This window comes from Cytobacillus firmus (assembly GCF_023612095.1).
Lineage (GTDB): Bacteria > Bacillota > Bacilli > Bacillales > Cytobacillaceae > Cytobacillus.
In genome coordinates, this window is sequence record NZ_CP086235.1 from 1,361,740 (window position 1) to 1,382,059 (window position 20,320).

At 41.7% G+C, this 20,320-nt stretch carries 20 protein-coding genes, 1 tRNA gene, 2 pseudogenes and 1 riboswitch; of the genes and pseudogenes, 17 read left to right on the forward strand and 6 right to left on the reverse strand.

Features of this window, described 5'->3' with window-relative positions; genetic code table 11:
- Positions 1–73 precede the first annotated feature (73 nt).
- Positions 74–1,143, forward strand: a pseudogene (locus LLY41_RS06820) (class I SAM-dependent methyltransferase).
- A 35-nt stretch (positions 1,144–1,178) separates the two neighbouring features.
- Here LLY41_RS06820 and LLY41_RS06825 read toward each other — a convergent pair.
- Positions 1,179–1,424: a DUF2626 domain-containing protein gene (locus LLY41_RS06825; RefSeq protein ID WP_009332938.1), complete on the reverse strand. Its 246-nt coding sequence runs from the start codon at positions 1,422–1,424 to the stop codon at positions 1,179–1,181.
- A gap of 153 nt (positions 1,425–1,577) precedes the next feature.
- The gene (locus tag LLY41_RS06830) at positions 1,578–2,276 is read right to left on the reverse strand and encodes a helix-turn-helix transcriptional regulator (RefSeq protein ID WP_304587250.1); all 699 of its coding nucleotides are present in this window, start codon (positions 2,274–2,276) and stop codon (positions 1,578–1,580) included.
- 246 nt (positions 2,277–2,522) lie between these two features.
- On the opposite strand from LLY41_RS06830, the gene LLY41_RS06835 reads away from it, so the two are divergent.
- A complete protein-coding gene (locus tag LLY41_RS06835; RefSeq protein WP_095245701.1) occupies positions 2,523–2,876 on the forward strand; it encodes a Spx/MgsR family RNA polymerase-binding regulatory protein in 354 nt (117 codons plus the stop codon).
- Positions 2,877–2,925: 49 nt separating this feature from the next.
- On the opposite strand, the gene LLY41_RS06840 is transcribed toward LLY41_RS06835, so the two are convergent.
- Positions 2,926–2,997, reverse strand: a tRNA-Gln gene (locus LLY41_RS06840).
- A gap of 147 nt (positions 2,998–3,144) precedes the next feature.
- Between LLY41_RS06840 and comGA the strand changes: the two genes are divergently transcribed.
- The 9 genes from comGA to LLY41_RS06885 all read left to right on the forward strand — a co-directional run bounded on the left by comGA (position 3,145) and on the right by LLY41_RS06885 (position 7,883).
- A complete protein-coding gene (gene comGA / locus LLY41_RS06845) occupies positions 3,145–4,215 on the forward strand; it encodes a competence type IV pilus ATPase ComGA (RefSeq protein ID WP_095245702.1) in 1,071 nt (356 codons plus the stop codon).
- Entirely contained in the window at positions 4,202–5,233 is a 1,032-nt protein-coding gene (gene comGB, locus LLY41_RS06850; protein WP_304587251.1) for a competence type IV pilus assembly protein ComGB, read from the forward strand. Before comGA ends, comGB begins: the two co-directional genes overlap by 14 nt.
- A complete protein-coding gene (comGC, locus tag LLY41_RS06855) occupies positions 5,233–5,556 on the forward strand; it encodes a competence type IV pilus major pilin ComGC (RefSeq protein ID WP_095245703.1) in 324 nt (107 codons plus the stop codon). The genes comGB and comGC overlap by 1 nt, the downstream gene beginning before the upstream one ends.
- Positions 5,553–5,993, forward strand: a complete 441-nt coding sequence (comGD, locus tag LLY41_RS06860) for a competence type IV pilus minor pilin ComGD (protein WP_304587253.1) — start codon at positions 5,553–5,555, stop codon at positions 5,991–5,993. Before comGC ends, comGD begins: the two co-directional genes overlap by 4 nt.
- Positions 5,977–6,306, forward strand: a complete 330-nt coding sequence (locus LLY41_RS06865; RefSeq protein WP_304587254.1) for a phosphatase — start codon at positions 5,977–5,979, stop codon at positions 6,304–6,306. The genes comGD and LLY41_RS06865 overlap by 17 nt, the downstream gene beginning before the upstream one ends.
- A gap of 13 nt (positions 6,307–6,319) precedes the next feature.
- Positions 6,320–6,736 (forward strand): competence type IV pilus minor pilin ComGF, encoded by a 417-nt coding sequence (gene comGF / locus LLY41_RS06870; RefSeq protein WP_304587255.1) that lies wholly within the window; start codon positions 6,320–6,322, stop codon positions 6,734–6,736.
- Complete coding sequence (gene comGG / locus LLY41_RS06875; protein ID WP_304587256.1) at positions 6,726–7,109, forward strand: competence type IV pilus minor pilin ComGG; 384 nt, start codon at positions 6,726–6,728, stop codon at positions 7,107–7,109. The genes comGF and comGG overlap by 11 nt, the downstream gene beginning before the upstream one ends.
- A 12-nt stretch (positions 7,110–7,121) precedes the next feature.
- Positions 7,122–7,619: a shikimate kinase gene (locus LLY41_RS06880; RefSeq protein ID WP_304587258.1), complete on the forward strand. Its 498-nt coding sequence runs from the start codon at positions 7,122–7,124 to the stop codon at positions 7,617–7,619.
- A 78-nt stretch (positions 7,620–7,697) separates the two neighbouring features.
- Positions 7,698–7,883 (forward strand): YqzE family protein, encoded by a 186-nt coding sequence (locus LLY41_RS06885; RefSeq protein WP_095245709.1) that lies wholly within the window; start codon positions 7,698–7,700, stop codon positions 7,881–7,883.
- Positions 7,884–7,926: 43 nt separating this feature from the next.
- On the opposite strand, the gene LLY41_RS06890 is transcribed toward LLY41_RS06885, so the two are convergent.
- Positions 7,927–8,721 (reverse strand): YqhG family protein, encoded by a 795-nt coding sequence (locus LLY41_RS06890; protein ID WP_304587259.1) that lies wholly within the window; start codon positions 8,719–8,721, stop codon positions 7,927–7,929.
- On the reverse strand, positions 8,699–10,387 hold the full coding sequence (locus tag LLY41_RS06895; protein ID WP_095244831.1) for a DEAD/DEAH box helicase: 1,689 nt from the start codon (positions 10,385–10,387) through the stop codon (positions 8,699–8,701). The genes LLY41_RS06890 and LLY41_RS06895 overlap by 23 nt, the downstream gene beginning before the upstream one ends.
- 180 nt (positions 10,388–10,567) lie before the next feature.
- Positions 10,568–10,656: riboswitch (glycine riboswitch) on the forward strand.
- Positions 10,657–10,815: 159 nt separating this feature from the next.
- Between LLY41_RS06895 and gcvT the strand changes: the two genes are divergently transcribed.
- The 3 genes and pseudogenes from gcvT (at position 10,816) to gcvPB (ending at position 14,735) form a co-directional block, all read left to right on the forward strand.
- Positions 10,816–11,919 (forward strand): glycine cleavage system aminomethyltransferase GcvT, encoded by a 1,104-nt coding sequence (gcvT, locus tag LLY41_RS06900; RefSeq protein ID WP_095244830.1) that lies wholly within the window; start codon positions 10,816–10,818, stop codon positions 11,917–11,919.
- 15 nt (positions 11,920–11,934) lie between these two features.
- Positions 11,935–13,282, forward strand: a pseudogene (gene gcvPA, locus LLY41_RS06905) (aminomethyl-transferring glycine dehydrogenase subunit GcvPA).
- Positions 13,275–14,735, forward strand: a complete 1,461-nt coding sequence (gene gcvPB, locus LLY41_RS06910; protein ID WP_304587262.1) for an aminomethyl-transferring glycine dehydrogenase subunit GcvPB — start codon at positions 13,275–13,277, stop codon at positions 14,733–14,735. The pseudogene gcvPA and the gene gcvPB overlap by 8 nt, the downstream one beginning before the upstream one ends.
- A 47-nt stretch (positions 14,736–14,782) precedes the next feature.
- Here the strand turns inward: gcvPB and LLY41_RS06915 are convergent, their stop codons facing one another.
- Positions 14,783–15,166, reverse strand: coding sequence for a rhodanese-like domain-containing protein (locus LLY41_RS06915; protein ID WP_035329981.1), 384 nt, complete (start codon positions 15,164–15,166; stop codon positions 14,783–14,785).
- A 182-nt stretch (positions 15,167–15,348) separates the two neighbouring features.
- Here LLY41_RS06915 and LLY41_RS06920 point away from each other — a divergent pair, with 182 nt between their 5' ends.
- The 3 genes from LLY41_RS06920 (at position 15,349) to splB (ending at position 20,266) form a co-directional block, all read left to right on the forward strand.
- On the forward strand, positions 15,349–16,185 hold the full coding sequence (locus LLY41_RS06920; protein ID WP_095244827.1) for a lipoate--protein ligase family protein: 837 nt from the start codon (positions 15,349–15,351) through the stop codon (positions 16,183–16,185).
- A gap of 349 nt (positions 16,186–16,534) precedes the next feature.
- Positions 16,535–19,096, forward strand: a complete 2,562-nt coding sequence (locus LLY41_RS06925; protein WP_095244826.1) for a vitamin B12-dependent ribonucleotide reductase — start codon at positions 16,535–16,537, stop codon at positions 19,094–19,096.
- 144 nt (positions 19,097–19,240) lie between these two features.
- Complete coding sequence (splB, locus tag LLY41_RS06930; RefSeq protein ID WP_095244825.1) at positions 19,241–20,266, forward strand: spore photoproduct lyase; 1,026 nt, start codon at positions 19,241–19,243, stop codon at positions 20,264–20,266.
- Positions 20,267–20,320: the final 54 nt, after the last annotated feature.

A 20,320-nucleotide genomic window follows, 5' to 3' on the forward strand; every position in this document is an offset into this window, starting at 1 on the left:
GAAAACATTGTCCAAAACAATAAAAATGGCTGTTTCCAGAAATCCAGATTTTTCAATCGAAAAGGGAGTTTATATGCTGAATTTACTAACAGATTATATAGAAAATACTCCTCAAAAAATGATCAGCTATGCTGACTATATCCAGCAGGCCCTTTATCATTCCGAATATGGTTACTATATGAAAGATAAGGAAAAAATTGGGCCGGGGGAGATTTTATTACAACCAGCAATGTTTCTGATATATATGGAAGGACCATTTCAAAGTGGTTTCATCAAATGGCAGGGGAATATCAGCTGCCTTTTCAGGTCTGTGAAATAGGGGGCGGGAATGGACGCTTTGCAAAAGCTTTCCTTGATGAGTGGAATCTTATTGCTGATAAAGAGATACATTATTATATTTTTGAAACAAGCCCCTATCACAGGAAGCTGCAGCAGGAGCAGATAGTATTTTCCGAACAGATCAGGCAAATCGATAGCTGGGACGAGATTTCTCCATTTTGCGGCCTGATTTTTTCAAATGAGCTGTTTGATGCCTTGCCTGTCCATGTGGTTGAAAAAGCACATGATCAGTTGACTGAAATTATGGTAACCGTAAAAGACGGAAAGCTTGCAGAACATGCTGTGCCATTAACAAATAGAGATATTTCCTTATACCTTGAAGAAAGCGGTTTATCACTTAGCAATGGCCAAAGAATTGAAATACCTCTGCAAATGGAGCAGATGATTAAGGATATGTCTGCTGCTCTGGATAAAGGGTTTGTGCTGACTGCCGATTATGGCTATACAGATGAGGAATGGCAGGAACCGATTAGAAGAGATGGCAGTCTCAGAGGTTATTACAAGCATTCTTTAATTTCTAATGTACTCGAACACCCTGGCGAGATGGATATAACCAGCCATGTTCATTTTGATTCACTGATCCGATTGGGAGAGAAAGAAGGGCTGGATTTTCATTTTATGATGAGACAGGATGAATTCCTGCTGTCTGCAGGCATTTTACAGGAGCTTGAAGATCATTATGATTCTAATCCGTTTTCTCCTGTCAGCAAAAGAAACAGGGCAATAAGAAGTCTGATAACACCTTCAGGCATGAGTACAGCATTTCACCTGGTCCTGCAGGGAAAGAAAATAGGTGAAAAATAAAAAAAGCGATGATTTCATCGCTTTTTTATCGGCTATTAGTGGCCGCCGGCGCCAGGTGTCATCATAAATGTTGACCAGTAAGTGAAGCCTACGAAGAAAACAGTTAAGTATGCTCCAAAAACATAAATATACATACGTTCGGAAAGCTTTAAGTAGCTTAAAAGCAGGAAAAATCCTGTTTGGCCGAAGAAAATCAAGGACGTTGTATACATATCGCCAAGGTAAAACATAACAGCGAAAATTCCCGTCCAGAATCCTAATACTCTGTACATACGATCCATATGTATCCCTCCTTTTACCCTTACAAGTCCATCACTACAATATTATAAAGTAAATGCTTAATAAAAGTAAATAATGGTTTCTAAATAGTACAGAAAAGGGCGGAAAAAAAAGCTTACCACGGCCTTTTTTTCGCCATTTTTCTGCGGATGACTTTAATTTCCAACAATTGCTTTATATGCGCAAGAATCACAGCCGGTGAGCATATTCTGCTTTTCCACCAGTTGAATGGAATCAAACAGATTTTCAAACATTCCCTTTAAAAATTCATAATGCATATTGCAGACTGGCTCAGCATGCCGGGCTGCAACCTCCTTAAATGGGCAATTATAAATTTGGAAATAGATGATGGTCTTTTCCTCATTTGCATCAAATTCAGGGTGGAAACCTGACAAATCGGCAGCATGCTTTAAGAGGTTTAATTTCTGTTCAAAAGTAAGTTGATCTGTGTTTGGATACCTTTTAAGCTCTTGGCCGATCAGCTCAATGCCAAACTTTTTCCCTGTTGCATACAGTGCTTTTCTTCCTTCTTCGCCTAAGTCAAGCATTGTTTCCATGGCTATTTTAGCCAGCAGCTGATAATCCCTGTAAGGGAAATGCAGCTGCACAACATCATCAGACAATCGATATAACCGGCTGGGCCTTCCGCCTTTGCCCGTTTTTTTTGTTTCAGAAACAAGCATATTTACATCTTCAAGCTTGGATAAATGTAACCTTGCAACATTGGGATGTATGCTGAAATTATCTGCAATCTCCTGCACGGTAACATCTTTATGCCGTTTAGTAATGTATTGATAAATATAATAGCGGGTTGGATCGGATAACACATTTGTTATTTTTAATGTTTGCTCCATTTATTGTCACCTCAAAAGGGTTATTTATTCCCGAGGTCATCAGCTGTCACTTATAGCACTTAGCTGGCGCCTTCCTGGCCTGCTTCCATTATAATACAGCCATTTGAGGTTAACACTGTAATCACTATAAGTTTAGAAAATGTTCACAAATGGAGTTTAATTACTTATACAAAAGTGTATACATATATTGTACAATTGATATACAATAAGAATAGTCTAAATAATCAATTTGTGAGGTGAAGAGGTATGAGCCAATTGACATTTTTTACATATCCCAGCTGTACTTCCTGCAGAAAGACGAAAAAATGGCTGACAGCCCATTCAATTGATTTTGAAGAAAGGCATCTCTTCAGGGAGACTCCATCACCAAGAGAATTACTAAAAATCCTTTCTTTAACCACAAGCGGCCTTGATGAGATTCTCGCGACCCGCAGCCAGACCTATAAAGACCTGGGAGAGAAACTTGAGGAATTATCATTATCAGAAGTGGTGCAAATGGTTATTAAGGAGCCGAAACTGCTGAGGAGACCGATTCTGACAAACGGAAATAAGATTGTCATAGGCTATAATCCGGATGCATTTAAAAATATGGCTAAATAGATTATTCTAAAATGAAAAAGGAAGGACATCCGGTGTCCTTCCACAGCTACTGGGCTAGCAGGATTCGAACCTGCGCATGACGGAGTCAAAGTCCGGTGCCTTACCGCTTGGCTATAGCCCATTAATTCGCTATATCCTTTTTTATTATGGAAAGAAAAAAATAATCTATTCACAAATTCGTCAAAAAAATTTGCCGAAAAATGAAGGAAATGCTTTGGATAAGTCGAATTAATATCCAGAATAATTAAAAAAGGTGGTGCATAATTAGTTGAGTATAATTGAAAGAATGGCAGAACGAATTATTAAAGACGCTGTCAGAAGCCATGCTTCCGACATCCACATCATTCCCCGAAGAAAAGACACACTCATTCAGCTGAGGTTCGGCAGCCAATTGACCCCCAGGCTTTATCTTCCCAAAGAAGAGTGTGACAGATTGATTTCCCATTTTAAATTTACAGCATCGATGGATATTGGTGAAAAAAGAAGGCCGCAGAGCGGTGCATACTCACTTGAAGTAGACGGACAAATGATTGGCCTGCGCTTTTCAACACTCCCATCAAGCCACAGCGAAAGCCTTGTTATCAGAATTCTCCCCCAGCAGGAACAAATTCCTTTTTACCAGATCAGCCTTTTTCCAGACATGACAAGAAAAATGCTGGCACTGCTGAAGCATGCTCACGGATTGATTATTTTCACTGGCCCGACCGGCAGCGGTAAAACCACAACACTGTATTCCCTTCTGAATGAAACCTCCCATATGTTCCATCGCAATGTCATCACCCTGGAAGATCCCATTGAAAAAGAGAATGACTTAGTTCTTCAAGTCCAAGTGAATGAGAAAGCCGGCGTGTCTTATTCTGCAGGCTTAAAAGCAATCCTTCGCCATGACCCCGATATCATTATGGTGGGTGAAATCCGGGATGCGGAAACGGCGAAGATTGCAGTTAGAGCAGCTCTTACCGGTCACCTTGTATTAAGCACCATGCATACCCGGGATGCTGAGGGGGCTGTATACCGTCTGGCTGAGTTTGGAGTGAACATGCTGGAAATTGAGCAGACTTTGGTGGCGGTCACCGCTCAGCGCCTAGTCGAATTGAATTGTCCATATTGTGAAGGGGAATGCTCGCCATTCTGCTATGGATATGGCAGGTGGAAACGGGCGAGTGTGTTTGAATTGCTTGCAGGAAGGGCGCTCAATGCCTCCATAAAGAATGCAAGAGGAGAAAGCAGCCATGTTAAGTATCGAACACTGAAGGAAGTCATAACTAAAGGGATTGCTCTGGGCTATATAAAGGAAACGGAGTACAGCAGGTGGGTACATGGCAATGGAGAAACCTAAATGGACCATTCAAGAACAGGGTTTGTTTCTGAAGAATACAGGGGAACTGCTGTCCAGAGGATATCCTTTATCCGAAGCGCTCGAGTCACTGGTGCATCAGCTGCCGCAAAAACGAAAACATGAAATCAGGCAGTGCCTCTCTCAGTTGAGAGAAGGTTTTCCTTTTTATCAAATACTTTCAAACATGAACTTTAATAAAAATCTGATTGGCTATGTTTTTTTTGCTGAACAGCACGGAGGCCTTGCTTCTGCATTTCTTGAAGGAAGCGAAATGGTGCTCCGAAAAGGCAGGGACACTGAAAAATTGAAAAAGCTGATGGCCTATCCGATTTTCCTGATGCTCATTACCGCATTCTTATTTATTTTCGTTGATAAAGTCCTGTTGCCCCGTTTCTCATCCTTATTTGTTTCAATGCAGCTTCAGCCTAATTTCTTTACGAAAGCCGTTTATTTGTTTGGTGATTTTCTCCCGTTTTTTCTTCTGTTTCTGTTCTTCGGCTTGGTCACTTTGCTTATATACTATTTTGTCAGATTCAGAAATCTTGCCCCTATCCAACAAAAAAAAATCCTCGTAAGAGTACCTGCAGCAGGCCAATTTCTTCGCCTTTACTATACCCACTTCTTTGCTGTACAGCTCAGTTATCTTTTAAACGGGGGCTTATCTATATCTGAGGCGCTGAGTCTTTTTGAGAAAAATGAAAAGCAGCCTTTTTACAGTGTCCTCGGTAAAGCCGTGAAGCTCAAGCTCCGTGAAGGGAATAAGCTGGAAGACATTCTTGTGAGTTTTCCATTTTTTGAAAGGGAACTGTCCAATATTATTAGACATGGTCAAAAAAATGGCAGACTGGACCAGGAATTAACATTTTTTAGCAGGCGTTGTCTGCACAAAATAGAGGAAAAAACAGAAAAACTTCTTAAGATCATTCAGCCTGTTTTATATATGTTTATCGGTTTTTTAATAGTTTCGATGTATTTGGCAGTTTTGCTGCCTATGTTTCATCTACTGGAGGGATTTTAATGAAATGGCGTATGTTAAACAATAATAGAGGATTCACGCTTATTGAAATGATGATTGTTTTATTGGTGATTTCAGTGCTCTTAATCATCACCATTCCCAATGTAACAAAACACAATTCAAAAATAAACAGCAAGGGATGCGAGGCGTTCGTTAAGATGGTGCAGGCTCAGGTTCAGGCATATGAAATCGATGAAAAAGTACTGCCTTCGGACATTCAGGATTTAGTGGCTGCCGATTATCTCAATGAAGGAGCGACAACTTGTCCAAATGGAGATGCCATTACGATTTCTGCAGATGGGAAGGTTGAATCTGAAGAGTCATGATGAAAAACAAAGCAGGCTTTACATTGATAGAGTCGCTATTCGTTCTCAGTATTTTCCTTATTATTGCTTCGGTTACAGCCCTGCTTTTTAAACCGCATTTTTTCTATCTTGAAAAGATAATGTTCTTTTCCCAATTAAAATCTGACCTCCTTTATGCCCAAAACTATGCCATAACCCACCAGACAGATGTAGCTATTCAAATCATTCCAGAGGAGAATAGGTATTTCGCTAAGGAAAAGCTTGCGGCTGATTCTATTTTAAGTAGAGAATATTCCGGAGTCATTGAGATTAAGCCGGGAACAATGCCATTGTATTTTCAATATGGACCTGGCGGAATTACAAATAAATTTGGAAGCTTCTATATTAAAGCAGACAGGGAGCAATACAAAATAACATTTTTTATCGGAAGAGGACGTTTTAATGTGGAGAAAGAATGAAGGCTTCTTTCTGGCTGAGCTCCTGCTGTCTCTATCAGGGTTACTGCTTGCAGCGGGAATAATATTTCCTCTTGTCATAAAGGCATTTGTGCATTCTGAAGAGGTAAAACAGGATTATGAAAGCACCCAGCTGCTTTATGAGAGTCTTATGGAGGCTGCATCGGAGGGGAGTTTTCCTGAGGGGAAGACCATAAAAAAAAATCAGACAGTCTATCAAATATTGCTTAAGGAAAACCAAGGATTTATGGAGGTTTGCATAAGGTATGAAAATGTACGGGATAACACAAAGGAAAAGTGTGAGGTATTTCAGTGATAAGGGGTTTACCATGCTTGAAATGCTGTTTTCATTTTCAATATTTTTATTGATTGTTAGCTTTTTGACGATGGGCTTAAATTTCCTTTTTCAGGACTGGAAAATGGAAGCCAGGACACAAAGACTTGAATGGCATGTATTTATCAACCAGCTGAAAAAGGAAATCAGGCTCGCTGATGCTGCAAATATAACAGCTGGATCAATTGTTTTGACTCTAGACGGGAAAAGTGTGCTTTATGAAAAATATGGATCTAACTTGCGGAGGAGAGTGGATATGAAGGGCCATGAGATTGTCCTTCAAAAACTAAATGCCATTACCTTTGCGTCTGTCAATGGCGGGGTTGAAATAAATGTTTCGGATGATTTTGATCAAAAGCATTCCGCGTTTCTATATTACTTAATGGATATGGAGGATATTGATGTACCGTAATCAGGAAGGATTTTCTTATCCTCTTACTTTAACACTTATACTGGCTGCACTCTTTCTTCTTACCATTCAATTAGACCAGTTTATTTCCGAGAAAAGGATTGTGAATCAGGCGGAAACCGTCCTAAAGCAGGAATACTACCTGCTGAGTTCCTTTAAAAAAACAGAAAAAATGCTGAGTGAAAATGCAGACCCGAAAGAGTCAGGAGTTTATTCGTTTAAAAAAGGATCGGTTTCCTATGAGATTTCTCCAGTGGCAGCAAGCTTAATTCAGATTACCTTCAAAACAAAAATTGGATCTGATAAAGAAATTTCCGGTTATGCTTACTATGACACAGACCTGCAAAAAATGATAAAATGGATTGAAAAAAACTGAGTGGGGATAAAAATGAAGCCTATTTATTTAATCGGATTCATGGGTTCCGGCAAAACTACGATAGGAAAAGAGCTGGCAGCCTGCTTAAATCAGGAAGTAATTGATACAGATGAAGAAATAGTGAAGCGTGAGAATAAAAATATTAATGATATTTTCGCGCAGCATGGAGAGGAATACTTCAGAAGTCTTGAATCCAATATATTAAATGAAATGGATGACAGAGCGGGTGTTATAACCACTGGCGGGGGCATTGTGATAAAGCCTGAAAACAGAAATAGGCTTAGCGAAACAGGAATTGTTTTCTTCCTTTATGCGTCTCCTGAAGAAATCTTTAAACGGATTGAGAAGGATCATACCAGACCGCTGCTGAAGGGCGATAAAAAGAGGCTGATCCACGAACTTTATGAAAAAAGGATGCCGCTCTATAAAGAAACCGCCCATGTGATCATTGATACAACGAATAAAGATAAAGCAGAAATCATACAAGAAATAATAGATTGTTTAGAGTGAAAACCCGTTGGACATACTTGTAAATGATAAATAGCAGGCAGTTCCTGCAATTCTGTATGGAAAAAGGCAGGTATGGACATGAAATCCAACGATTATGTAAAGTATCTTACACAGACAGTAGTAAAATATATTGATCAGCCAAAAGATGAGCGAAAACGGCATCGTATTGAAAAAAAGGACATGAAAGAGCCGTTTTTATTCAGATGGTTTGGAATGTTTTCTTATCTGTTTTACTTGGGCATGAGAAGAAAGAAACATAAATAGCTTTTATGCAAAAAACCGGCTAAATTGCCGGTTTTTTGCATTTTTAGACTGCACTGTCTGTCAGATAAAAGAGACCGCCATTTATGATGGAGATATTAACCTTTGGTTCATATTGCTCCTGAAGAGCTGTTTTTTCGTTTTCATAGCTTTCGCCCTTTTCTTCTGCCTCTTCATAAAAATGTTCAAGAAGGCTGAGGTCTTTTTGCCAGCGCTGACGGGCTTCATCAGCCCATATATGATCTTCTTGTTCAATTTCGGCTTTAATAAAATTTGCTACCCTGTATACTCCGCTTCGCGGCATAATAAGCGGAGACAGTGTGAACGAGTAGTCGGGGATTTTGGGCGTAAGGCTCATGCCAAGCAATCTGTCATGAAAACTTTCGACCATCTGGCCATTAATCAATTGGAGGCCGATGGATTTAAAGACATCCCGTTTTCGGTCGCATTGATAAGATACGCGAATGTTCATTCCTAGCCATGGTCTTAACGGCACCTGCTTTCCAGGTGCCAGCCGGTGATTTTCATATAATCGGATATAGCCTGCCAGGTTCCTGGCCGAATCAAAGATCTGGTGAAGCCTAGGGGAGCCAAAATGAATGACTTCCCCCTTAATATGCGGCGGGGCCAGCTGCTGGTTTGTAATAAGCGTCAGCTGCATCGGGTTTGGAATTCCGCCTGTTTTTTCGAGATAATGCCAATAAAAGGGCCGATTCATCAGTTCCTTATCCAAATCAATCGTCAGCTGTACGGTCATATACCCCGGACCTTTATCAGTTATTTCACACCCGTTTGCGTGAAAATACCTTTCAAGGAATTTATGAATTTCCTGTTGCTGCATTCAGTTCACCTTCTTTCAGATCCTCTGCGAATTGAATCATGCTCGTCAAGTTCTCCATTTTAATCCTCATTTCACCTTCTGAAGCCGATCTTCCGAAAATATCAACAAGGTGATCGTCAATACTGCCAAATTCAAGCTTTGTTAAAATATCGTCCAAATCGCCGATGACTTTTTCGAAGAGATGTATTTTCTCATATAGAAGCTTCATTATGTGTTCTTCGACTGTTCCTTTTGTGGCAAAATTATAAATCATGACATCCTTTTCCTGGCCGAGACGATGTATGCGCCCAATCCTTTGTTCGAGCCGCATTGGATTCCAGGGGAGATCAAAATTAATGATATGATTGCAGAACTGCAGGTTTATTCCTTCTCCTCCCGCTTCTGTTGCAATCAGGACTTGTGCATTCTTTTGGAAAAGCTCCCTCATCCAGTCCTTTTTGCCTCTTTTAAATCCTCCCCTGAACGGAACCGATGTTATCCCATATTGCTTTAAAAACCACTGCAGATACATTTGTGTTGCCCTATACTCAGTAAAAATTATGACCTTGTCATTTATTTTCTGTATTAATTCAAGTGCTTTTTGAGCTTTTGAGTTTTGCTGAACCGCTTCCACCTTTTTAATAAGGTATTGTATTTGCTCCTGGAAAGCTATTGAAGGCTGTTCCTGTCTTTTCAGCATATTCTGAAGCGTAAAATAGACAGCTTCTCTGCTTGAGCATGCCTCTCTTTGCAGTGTCATTACTGAAAACTGGCTGGAACTCACCCAATTTTCTTCACTCCGCAGCTCTGTTACCGCTTCATAGAGCTCATGCTCGGGCTGCGAAAATTCAATCGGTATGGTTTCCACATGCCGTTTGGTCCATTCAATCCCGGTATCTGCCCTGCGGTTGCGGATCATGACTTTGTTTACGAGTTCCTTTAGATGTGCATCATCGTTCAAAGAGCGTGAGTCTTTTTTATAATTCTCATAAAAAGCTGATTCATTGCCAAGATGTCCGGGTTTAAGCAGGGACACAAGATTGAAGATCTCACTGATTCGATTCTGAATGGGTGTTGCTGTTAATAGGAGGCAAAACTTCTTTTTAAGGTTTTGTACAAATTCATAGTTTCTCGTTTTATTATTTTTTAGCTTGTGAGCTTCGTCTATAATAATCAGGTCATAATCAAGGCTGTAAATAATGTCCCGATGAGGATTGCGTTTGGCTGTATCGATGGATGATACCACAACGTCGCATTGTTCCCATACATAGCTTTTCCGCTGCGCCACAGCCGGAATAAAAAATTTGCTGTTCAGCTCCATGGCCCACTGGGAAACAAGGGAAGCCGGAACGAGTATAAGGACTTTTTTTACGAGTCCCCTGATCATATATTCCTTTAATATCAGCCCAGCTTCAATCGTTTTTCCAAGACCGACTTCATCAGCTAAAATCGCCTTGCCGTTCATGCTTTCGACTACCTGCTTGGCCACTTCCAGCTGATGGGGAAGTGGAGTAAGGTTCGGCAGATGCTTCGGAGCCTGCAAGCCTTCAAAGTCAGGAATAGTTGTATGGTTTTCAACCTCAACAGCCAGTTTATAAAGCTCCCAGTTTCCCCATGGGCCGTCGTCATCAATCCTTTTTAAGAATTCATCCTGCCAGGCAGAATCAAAGCCAATTTGCACTGTCATAAAAACAGCTCCTTTTATCTATATAAAGATATTGCCCAAACCTTGTTAAGGTGGTACGATGTTAATAGCTTTGAAAGTTTTGAAAGTTAACACATTACATTTAGTTAACCGAAGTAATGGATGCTTAATTTTTTCTGTTTGGTATAAGTATGACCATCTTGGAAAATTTTATAAATGCGAATGATTACAAGGGGAGAGACTACATTAGTAGCGCCGAAGGAGCAAGCAAAATCTGTGAATCTCTCAGGCAAAAGAACTCTTGTTTGACGCAGCTCTGGAGAGTGCTTTTTAATAAGCCACCCAAGGGGACAGCCGGTTTCGGTAAACTTTCAGGTGCAAGGACAGAGATCTTCTCATAATTGAGGGGATATTCTGTCCTTTTTTATGTTCCTAAAACAAATTTCAAAAGATTTAAGGGGGACGAGTAAATGTCACAGTTAAAACGCACACCTTTATTTGAGGTGTACAAGGATTACGGAGCAAAAACCATCGACTTCGGGGGCTGGGATCTACCTGTTCAATTTTCAAGCATTAAAGAAGAACATGAAGCAGTCCGTACAAAAGCCGGCCTCTTTGATGTATCCCATATGGGTGAAATCGAAGTGAAGGGGACGGACAGTCTTAAATATCTTCAAAAAATGATGACGAACGATATTTCCAAATTAAAGAACTCAGGTGCTCAATATACAGCCATGTGCTATGAAAATGGCGGAACTGTCGATGATTTACTTGTCTATAAAATAGAGGATGACCACTATTTGCTTGTTGTTAATGCTTCCAATATCGAAAAGGATTTCAACTGGCTTCAGGACCATGCAGAAGGCAATGTGGAATTGAAAAACCTTTCAGAAGATATGGCGCAGCTGGCGATTCAGGGGCCGCTTGCAGAAAAAGTGCTTCAAAAGCTTGCTGGGACTAATTTGTCGGATATTGGATTTTTTAAATTCCAGCAGGATGTTGATTTGAATGGCAAGAAAGCGCTTGTTTCCAGAACAGGATACACAGGAGAAGACGGATTTGAAGTCTACTGTGATGCCAGGGATGCAGTTGCATTATGGAATGAAATTCTTGAAGCGGGCAAAGAAGAAGGCGTGCTCCCATGCGGACTAGGCTCAAGGGATACTCTTCGCTTTGAAGCCAACCTGGCACTATACGGTCAGGAGCTCTCACCTGAGATCACACCGCTAGAGGCAGGAATTGGCTTTGCAGTCAAGGTGAATAAAGAAGCCGACTTTATTGGCAAAGAAGTGCTTAAGAATCAAAAGGATAACGGGGTTCCGCGCAAGCTGGCCGGAATTGAAATGATTGACCGCGGTATTCCGCGCCATGGATATCCTGTATTTAAAGGGGAAGAATTGATCGGGGAAGTGACAACAGGCACTCAATCTCCGACATTGAAAAAGAACATCGGCCTTGTCCTTATCAAGAAAGAGCATGCGGAGCTTGGAACTGAATTGGAAGTGGAAATCCGCGGCAAACGGCTGAAGGCTAAGATTGAAGCAACACCTTTTTACAAAAGAGAAAAGAACTAACCGGGGGAGAAAATGATGAAACATCGCTATTTACCGATGACAGAGTCTGACCAGAAAGCAATGCTTGAGAAGATCGGCGTCAGTTCTGTGGAAGAATTATTCAGTGATATTCCCGAGAGTGTGAGATTTAAGGGCGAATATGACATCAAGCCGGCGAAATCAGAGACAGCCTTACTGAAAGAGCTTACTAAAATGGCTCAAAAAAATGCTGATCTTCGCACAAATTCATCTTTCCTTGGTGCGGGAGTTTATGATCATTACATGCCGGTCATTGTCGATCATGTATTATCCCGTTCAGAGTTTTATACTGCCTATACTCCTTACCAGCCGGAAATTTCACAGGGAGAGCTGCAGGCAATTTTTGAATTCCAGACCATGATCTGTGAATTAACAGGAATGGATGTGGCCAACTCATCCATGTATGATGGCGGAACAGCACTTGCTGAAGCAGCCATGCTAAGCGCAGGCAGCACCCGCCGCAAGAAAATACTAATCTCAAGCGCAGTTCACCCTGAATCTAAGGAAGTAGTTAAAACATACGCAAAGGGCCAGTATATTGAAGTGATTGAGATTCCTCATAAAGACGGCACCACTGACCTTGAAGCCCTGAAATGAAATGATTGGCGATGATATCGCAGGTGTAATTGTGCAGTACCCTAACTTTTTTGGCAGAGTCGAGCCATTAAAAGAGCTTGAGGAAATTATTCATGCTCACAAGTCCATGTTTGTTGTTTCAAGCAACCCGCTTGCCCTTGGCGCGCTTACTCCTCCAGGAAGATTTGGAGCAGACATCGTAGCAGGAGATGCTCAGGTTTTTGGTATTCCTACTGCTTTTGGAGGCCCTCATTGCGGATACTTTGCGGTAACATCCAAGCTGATGAGAAAAGTGCCGGGTCGTCTTGTAGGACAAACGGTAGACGATCAGGGCCGCCGCGGTTTCGTGCTTACCCTTCAGGCGCGTGAACAGCATATACGCCGTGATAAGGCAACGTCCAACATCTGTTCCAATCAGGCTCTCAACGCACTGGCGGCATCTGTAGCGATGACTGCTCTCGGCAAGAAGGGCGTAAAGGAAATGGCTGCTGCCAACATGCAAAAAGCCCATTATGCAAAACAGCAATTTAAGGCTGCCGGCTTTGAAGTTCCATTTGAAGGTCCTTCGTTTAATGAATTCGTCATCAAGCTGAATAAGCCTGTTAAAGAAGTAAATCAAAAGCTCCTTGAAAAGGACATTATTGGCGGCTACGATTTGGGCAGAGATTATGCTGACCTGAAAAATCATATGCTTGTTGCTGTAACGGAATTGAGAACGAAGGAAGAAATTGATGCATTCGTTAAAGAAATGGGGGATTACCATGCATAAGGAAGATCAGCCACTCATCTTTGAATTAAGCACAGAAGGCCGTATCGGCTACAGCCTGCCGGAAATGGATATTCCGGAAATTGACCTGGGCGAGCTTCTTCCTGAAGGCTATCTGCGTGAAGAAGAGCCTGAGCTCCCGGAAGTGTCAGAACTTGATATCATGCGCCACTATACTGCACTTTCCAATCGAAATCATGGTGTTGATTCGGGATTTTATCCACTTGGATCCTGCACAATGAAATATAATCCTAAAATCAATGAGAATGTAGCACGCTTCAACGGTTTTGCCCACTTGCACCCGCTGCAGGATGAAAGCTCTGTTCAAGGTGCACTGGAATTGATGTATGATCTGCAGGAGCACCTGATTGAAATTACAGGAATGGATGAAGTTACACTTCAGCCGGCTGCAGGAGCACACGGAGAATGGACCGGGTTAATGATGATCCGTGCTTATCATGAAGCGAATGGCGATACCAAACGTACTAAAGTAGTCGTTCCTGACTCTGCCCACGGAACAAATCCGGCATCCGCAACAGTTGCAGGCTTTGAAACAGTAACGGTTAAATCGGATGAAAATGGATTGGTGGATTTAGAGGATCTAAGAAGAGTGGTTGGCGAGGACACTGCTGCTCTTATGCTGACTAACCCGAATACTTTAGGTTTGTTTGAAGAAAACATTCTTGAAATGGCAGAGATTGTTCACAGCGCCGGCGGAAAGCTTTACTATGATGGAGCTAACCTGAATGCAGTACTTTCAAAGGCACGCCCTGGAGATATGGGATTTGATGTTGTTCACCTTAATCTTCATAAGACCTTTACAGGACCGCATGGCGGCGGCGGACCGGGATCTGGCCCTGTCGGCGTAAAAGCTGATCTGATCCCATACCTTCCTAAGCCTGTATTGGTTAAGAAGGGTGACCAGTATGAATTTGATTATGACCGCCCGCAATCAATCGGCCGCGTGAAGCCGTATTATGGAAACTTCGGCATCAATGTCCGGGCTTATACTTATATCCGTACTATGGGGCCGGATGGACTGAAGGCTGTTACGGAAAATGCGGTACTAAACGCAAACTATATGATGAGAAGGCTTGAGCCATTCTTTGACCTGCCATTTGACAGACATTGCAAGCATGAATTCGTTTTAAGCGGCAAGCGCCAGAAGAAGCTTGGCGTGCGTACGTTGGATATTGCCAAGCGCCTTCTTGACTTTGGCTATCATCCGCCAACCATCTATTTCCCTCTTAACGTGGAAGAGTGCATCATGATTGAGCCGACTGAAACAGAATCCAAAGAAACGCTGGACGCTTTTGTCGACGCCATGATTCAAATTGCAAAAGAAGCTGAGGAAAACCCTGAGATTGTTCAGGAAGCACCACATACAACAGTGATTGGCCGTCTGGATGAAACCATGGCTGCAAGAAAGCCGGTTCTCCGTTACCAAAAGCAATAATAAACAAGAGGCCCCGTCAAACTGACGGGGCCTTTTAAAATAACATATTATTTTTTCGCCTTCACTTTTCCGGACCATTTTTTAAACCCGCCCTGCAGGTGTGAAAGGTCTTTGTAGCCTTTACGGTGCAAAAACTGGGCAGCTCTCGCACTTCTCATGCCGCTCTGGCAATATAAGTAGACTGGCTTGTCCGGACGCAATTCTTTCATGCGCATTTTCATTTGTGAAAGCGGTATATTGCGTGCACCTAAAATATGGCCGTTTTCAAATTCATTTGGTTCGCGAACATCGATTAACTGGGCTTTTCTATAGCCTTCTCTAAACTGGTCTTCAGTAAGCGTTTTAACAATTCGGCGCTGATAAAACCATGTTATGACAGAATAGGTAATGATTGCACCCAAAATGATAAGAATGAAATAAAGTGTTTCCAATATGTCTTTCTCCTTTCACGCATAGGTAAGCCAACTAATATTATATAAGTCTTTCCTGATTGGAGTAAAGGAAATCAGGAAAATTTGTTATGGAAATTCAACTTGCTTTAATTTTCATCGGAATTTTGTTAGACTAATAACCGCAAATGACCAGTTAAAGAAATTGAAAATGAGGGTTACATATGACTAAAGAAGTTTGGCGGTTTATCGATTCAGGAGAAGGTTCGCCTTCTTTTAATATGGCTCTGGATGAAGCCTTGCTTGATTGGAACAGTGAAGGGAAGATGCCACCTGTAATCCGGTTTTACGGCTGGAATCCTGCAACTCTTTCAATTGGATACTTCCAAAAGGTTGAAAAAGAAATAGATATGGAAGCAGTGAAGCAGCATGGCCTGGGGTTCGTCCGCAGACCAACAGGCGGAAGAGGGGTGCTGCACGAACATGAACTCACATACAGTGTCATCGTTCCTGAAGTCCACCCGGAAATGCCGAGTACAGTAACTGAAGCATACAGAGTCATTTCTGAAGGAATTCTAAAAGGTTTTCACGCTCTGGGAATGGAAGCTTATTTTGCTGTACCAAAGACGGCTGAAGAAAGAGACTCTCTAAAAAATCCACGATCTGCTGTTTGTTTTGATGCCCCAAGCTGGTATGAACTTGTTGTAGAAGGACGTAAAGTAGCAGGGAGTGCACAAACAAGACAAAAAGGTGTAATCCTTCAGCATGGCTCTATTTTGCTTGATTTGGATGAAGACAAGCTGTTCAGCTTATTCAAATATCCTAATGACCGGGTAAAAGAGAGAATGCAAAAGGCTTTTAAAAATAAAGCTGTTGCCATAAACGAGCTGACAGCAGAAAATATTACTCTTGAACAGGCTAAGGCAGCTTTCAAGAAAGGGTTTGAGGAAGGCCTGGACATTGTACTGGAACCTTACGAGCTTTCAGATGAAGAGATGGCATATGTGCAAAAAATCGCAAAAGAACGATATGAAAGTGATGACTGGAACTATAAGAGATAAAAGCGGCTAAGTCGCTTTTTCTCTTTTTTTAATGAATAATTTTCCAATTATTGCTTTGGAAAAGTGCAAGCTTCAAAATATGTTAAAATTTATCGTTAAATGTCGGAAATCGGCTGTTAACTCTGTTTTTCTTTAAATTTTAGTATATTTTAAGTTTGACAAAATCAGATTCAGTTGAATCAGACACAATATGTAGTGGTGTCGAAAATATTTAGGACACTATATATTGATTTTGAGGTTTGAGTTATGGTAACTTTAGGGTACTCTTTTAAAACAGATAGATTTACTCTATCTGACAGAATACTTACACACATTAATTAGATAATTGAATTTAGAAGGAGTTGTAACAATGTCTGTTGCTCTAGGACAAAAAATGAAATTGAACATTGAACGTTTAAACAAGGACATCCGTCTCTTTCCTCAGGTTCACCCAGTAACCTCAGATATGAAAATGACCCACAAAGGTGTTTCCCGCTTGGTTATGCTAGATCGCTATACCTTCAAAGACACCGAGAAAGTGACACTCACAAACGGTGACTTCGTTGTCCTCACCATTAAGGAAGATCCCAAATTTCCTGCACGCGGCTTAGGCTACATCCTCGATATTGACTGGGAAAACAAGACAGCCAAGGTTTTAGTAGAGGAAGATTACAGAGGAGTGCTGGATGATCCGGAAGAATCGAGAACAGGCATTATTACAAAGCCTCTTGATGTAATCGAGAAGCCTTTGGAAATCTTCTATGAGCAAATCGCCAAGCGTAACGCAACAGGCCTTGCATCGGTTGAGAAGACCGAAGAAAAGAGAAAAGAATGGTTTGAGAAGTTCTATCAGGAATTGAAAAACCTGAATTTCATTCCGGCTGGCCGCGTGCTGTATGGAGCTGGTGCTGACACAGATGTTACGTATTTCAACTGCTATGTAATGCCATTCGTGCAGGATTCCCGTGAAGGAATCTCCGAGCACCGCAAGCAGGTAATGGAGATCATGAGCCGCGGCGGCGGAGTAGGGACAAACGGTTCAACTCTGAGACCTCGCAATACACTGGCCAAAGGTGTAAACGGCAAATCCTCCGGTTCGGTTTCCTGGCTGGATGATATTGCGAAGCTTACACACCTGGTGGAGCAGGGGGGATCCCGCAGAGGTGCGCAGATGATTATGCTATCCGATTGGCATCCGGACATTATCGAATTCATCATCTCGAAAATGCAAAACCCGAGAATTTTACGCTTCCTTCTTGAAAATACAAATGATGAAACAATAAAAAAATATGCTAAAGAAAAACTGAAATTTACTCCATTTAATGAACAGGAAATTGCCATGTACCAGGGCATTATTAATTATAAAAGCATTCCAGGCTATGGCGGCTTCAGTGAAAACATCATAAAAGATGCTGAGGAGAAGCTGGCGGCTGGCGGTACTTATAGTGTTCATAACTCTGAGTTCCTTACAGGAGCAAACATTTCAGTCTGCCTCACGAAAGAATTTATGGATGCGGTTGAAAATGATGGAGAATATGAGCTTCGTTTCCCTGATGTTGAATCCTATGATGCCGAAACGATGAAAACATACAACGAAGAATGGCATAAAGTCGGTGATGTCAGAGATTGGGCAAAACTAGGCTATAAAGTCCGCGTTCACCGTAAAATTAAAGCGAAAGAGCTTTGGAACCTGATTAACATCTGTGCAACATACTCAGCTGAACCAGGCATCTTCTTTATCGATAACGCAAACGACATGACGAATGCACAGGCATACGGACAAAGGGTTGTAGCTACAAACCCATGTGGCGAGCAGCCTCTGGCGCCAAATTCTGTATGCAACCTTGCAGCAGTAAATCTTGCAGAAATGGCAGATAAAGAAAATAAAACTGTTAATTTTGAAAAGCTGAAGCGTACTGTTGAAGTAGGTGTACGGATGCAGGACAATGTAATAGATGCTACACCATACTTCCTTGAAGAGAACAAAAAGCAGGCATTAGGCGAGCGGCGAGTTGGTCTTGGCGTTATGGGGCTTCATGATTTGCTCATCTATTGTGAAACAGAATATGGCTCTGAAGAAGGCAACGTGCTGATTGATAAAGTCTTTGAGACCATTGCTACATCAGCATACAAAGCTTCTGTAAAGCTTGCGGAGGAAAAAGGAAGCTTCCCGTTCTTAACAGGTGAAAATCCTGAAGAAACAAATCGCCTGCGCAAAGCTTTTACCGAAACAGGCTTCATGCAGAAAATGCCTGAGGATATCCGTGCTTCTATTTTAGAAAGCGGAATCCGCAATTCACATCTTCTAACCGTTGCTCCTACGGGATCCACAGGGACCATGGTTGGTGTTTCTACAGGCCTTGAACCATATTTCTCCTTCTCATACTTCAGAAGCGGCCGCTTAGGCAAGTTCATTGAAGTGAAGGCAGATATTGTTCAGGAATATTTAGACCGCAATCCGGATGCAGATCCTGAAAATCTGCCTGAGTGGTTTATCGCAGCGATGGATCTTGCTCCAGAAGCGCACGCAGATGTTCAATGTGTGATTCAGCGCTGGATCGACAGCTCGATTAGTAAAACTGTCAACGCACCGAAAGGCTACAGTGTTGAACAGGTTGAAAAGGTGTATGAACGCTTATACCGCGGCGGTGCAAAGGGAGGAACAGTATATGTGGACGGATCACGCGATTCTCAAGTATTGACGCTGAAAGCTGAAGAGAACAGCTTTGATGGTAATGACACAGTCAAAAAAGAAAAATCAAAGCAGCATGTTGTGCTGGTTGATACAATCAGTGACCTTCGTTCCACCGATGTAACAATCGGTTCAGAAGTAGGCAATACATGCCCGGTATGCCGCAAAGGAAAAGTCAAAGAAATCGGCGGCTGCAATACTTGCACAAACTGTAATGCACAGCTGAAATGCGGTTTATAAAAATAAATAAAACGAATGAGAGAAGATGGAAATAATTGTTCCATCTTCTTTTTTTGCTTTTGATTATTTGGCTCATACTACAGTCATAGGGTTCAGCCGAGATTATATAACGGCAGGACAAATTGACAAAGAGAGGTTAATTCAATGAAGCCATTTATCCCGCAGCTCGTTTATATAGAGCCTCAAGCTCTTGAGTATCCATTAGGAAGAGAACTAAAGGGAAAATTCGAGAAAATGAATATAGAAATCAGGGAAACAACTTCACATAATCAGGTGAGGAATATTCCTGGCGATAATGAATTGCAGAAATACCGCAATGCGAAATCCACTTTAGTAGTAGGAATCAGACGGACTCTGAAATTTGATACATCCAAGCCCTCTGCAGAATACGCCATCCCCCTTGCTACTGGCTGCATGGGGCACTGCCATTATTGCTACTTGCAAACCACCCTTGGCAGCAAGCCGTATATCCGGACGTATGTAAACCTTGAAGAAATTTTTGATCAGGCCTCTAAATATATGGAAGAGCGGAAGCCAGAGCTGACACGCTTTGAAGCAGCGTGTACTTCCGATATAGTAGGGATTGATCACCTGACCCATTCACTGAAGAAAACGATTGAATTTATCGGTCAGACTGAATACGGCCAGCTTCGGTTTGTCACCAAGTACCATCATGTCGATCATTTGCTGGATGCAAAACATAATGGCAAAACCCGGTTCCGATTTAGTGTCAATTCCCGCTACGTAATAAAAAACTTTGAGCCGGGTACTTCCTCTTTTGATGACCGGCTTGAAGCTGCCCGAAAAGTAGCCAATGCCGGCTATCCGCTTGGCTTTATCGTAGCACCCATTTATATGCACGATGATTGGCGTGAAGGCTACCATGAACTGTTTCAAAGGTTAAGCAGTTCACTCGATGGCATCAATCTGAATGGCTTAACTTTCGAATTAATCCAGCATAGATTTACGAAACCGGCAAAAAAAGTAATTGAAAAACGCTACCCAAAAACAAAACTTGAAATGGATGAAGAAAAGCGAAAATATAAGTGGGGAAGATATGGTATAGGCAAGTATGTTTATCCGACAGATGAAGCAAAGAATCTGGAACATACAATCAGGGAGTATATTCATTCCTATTTTCCAGAGGCAGAAGTGCAATATTTTACTTAATTATGAAATTTTGCTTGTCAGACGTACTAATTTAAAAAGCTCCTGATTAAAGAT

Excerpts from the sequence above, each read along its gene's own strand:
- LLY41_RS06825 (WP_009332938.1), bottom strand. The coding sequence starts at position 1,424 with ATGGATCGTATGTACAGAGTATTAGGATTCTGGACGGGAATTTTCGCT.
- LLY41_RS06830 (WP_304587250.1), bottom strand. The coding sequence starts at position 2,276 with ATGGAGCAAACATTAAAAATAACAAATGTGTTATCCGATCCAACCCGC.
- LLY41_RS06835 (WP_095245701.1), top strand. The coding sequence starts at position 2,523 with ATGAGCCAATTGACATTTTTTACATATCCCAGCTGTACTTCCTGCAGA.
- comGB (WP_304587251.1), top strand. The coding sequence starts at position 4,202 with ATGGAGAAACCTAAATGGACCATTCAAGAACAGGGTTTGTTTCTGAAG.
- comGC (WP_095245703.1), top strand. The coding sequence starts at position 5,233 with ATGAAATGGCGTATGTTAAACAATAATAGAGGATTCACGCTTATTGAA.
- comGD (WP_304587253.1), top strand. The coding sequence starts at position 5,553 with ATGATGAAAAACAAAGCAGGCTTTACATTGATAGAGTCGCTATTCGTT.
- LLY41_RS06865 (WP_304587254.1), top strand. The coding sequence starts at position 5,977 with ATGTGGAGAAAGAATGAAGGCTTCTTTCTGGCTGAGCTCCTGCTGTCT.
- comGF (WP_304587255.1), top strand. The coding sequence starts at position 6,320 with ATGCTTGAAATGCTGTTTTCATTTTCAATATTTTTATTGATTGTTAGC.
- comGG (WP_304587256.1), top strand. The coding sequence starts at position 6,726 with ATGTACCGTAATCAGGAAGGATTTTCTTATCCTCTTACTTTAACACTT.
- LLY41_RS06880 (WP_304587258.1), top strand. The coding sequence starts at position 7,122 with ATGAAGCCTATTTATTTAATCGGATTCATGGGTTCCGGCAAAACTACG.
- LLY41_RS06885 (WP_095245709.1), top strand. The coding sequence starts at position 7,698 with ATGAAATCCAACGATTATGTAAAGTATCTTACACAGACAGTAGTAAAA.
- LLY41_RS06890 (WP_304587259.1), bottom strand. The coding sequence starts at position 8,721 with ATGCAGCAACAGGAAATTCATAAATTCCTTGAAAGGTATTTTCACGCA.
- LLY41_RS06895 (WP_095244831.1), bottom strand. The coding sequence starts at position 10,387 with ATGACAGTGCAAATTGGCTTTGATTCTGCCTGGCAGGATGAATTCTTA.
- gcvT (WP_095244830.1), top strand. The coding sequence starts at position 10,816 with ATGTCACAGTTAAAACGCACACCTTTATTTGAGGTGTACAAGGATTAC.
- gcvPB (WP_304587262.1), top strand. The coding sequence starts at position 13,275 with ATGCATAAGGAAGATCAGCCACTCATCTTTGAATTAAGCACAGAAGGC.
- LLY41_RS06920 (WP_095244827.1), top strand. The coding sequence starts at position 15,349 with ATGACTAAAGAAGTTTGGCGGTTTATCGATTCAGGAGAAGGTTCGCCT.
- LLY41_RS06925 (WP_095244826.1), top strand. The coding sequence starts at position 16,535 with ATGTCTGTTGCTCTAGGACAAAAAATGAAATTGAACATTGAACGTTTA.
- splB (WP_095244825.1), top strand. The coding sequence starts at position 19,241 with ATGAAGCCATTTATCCCGCAGCTCGTTTATATAGAGCCTCAAGCTCTT.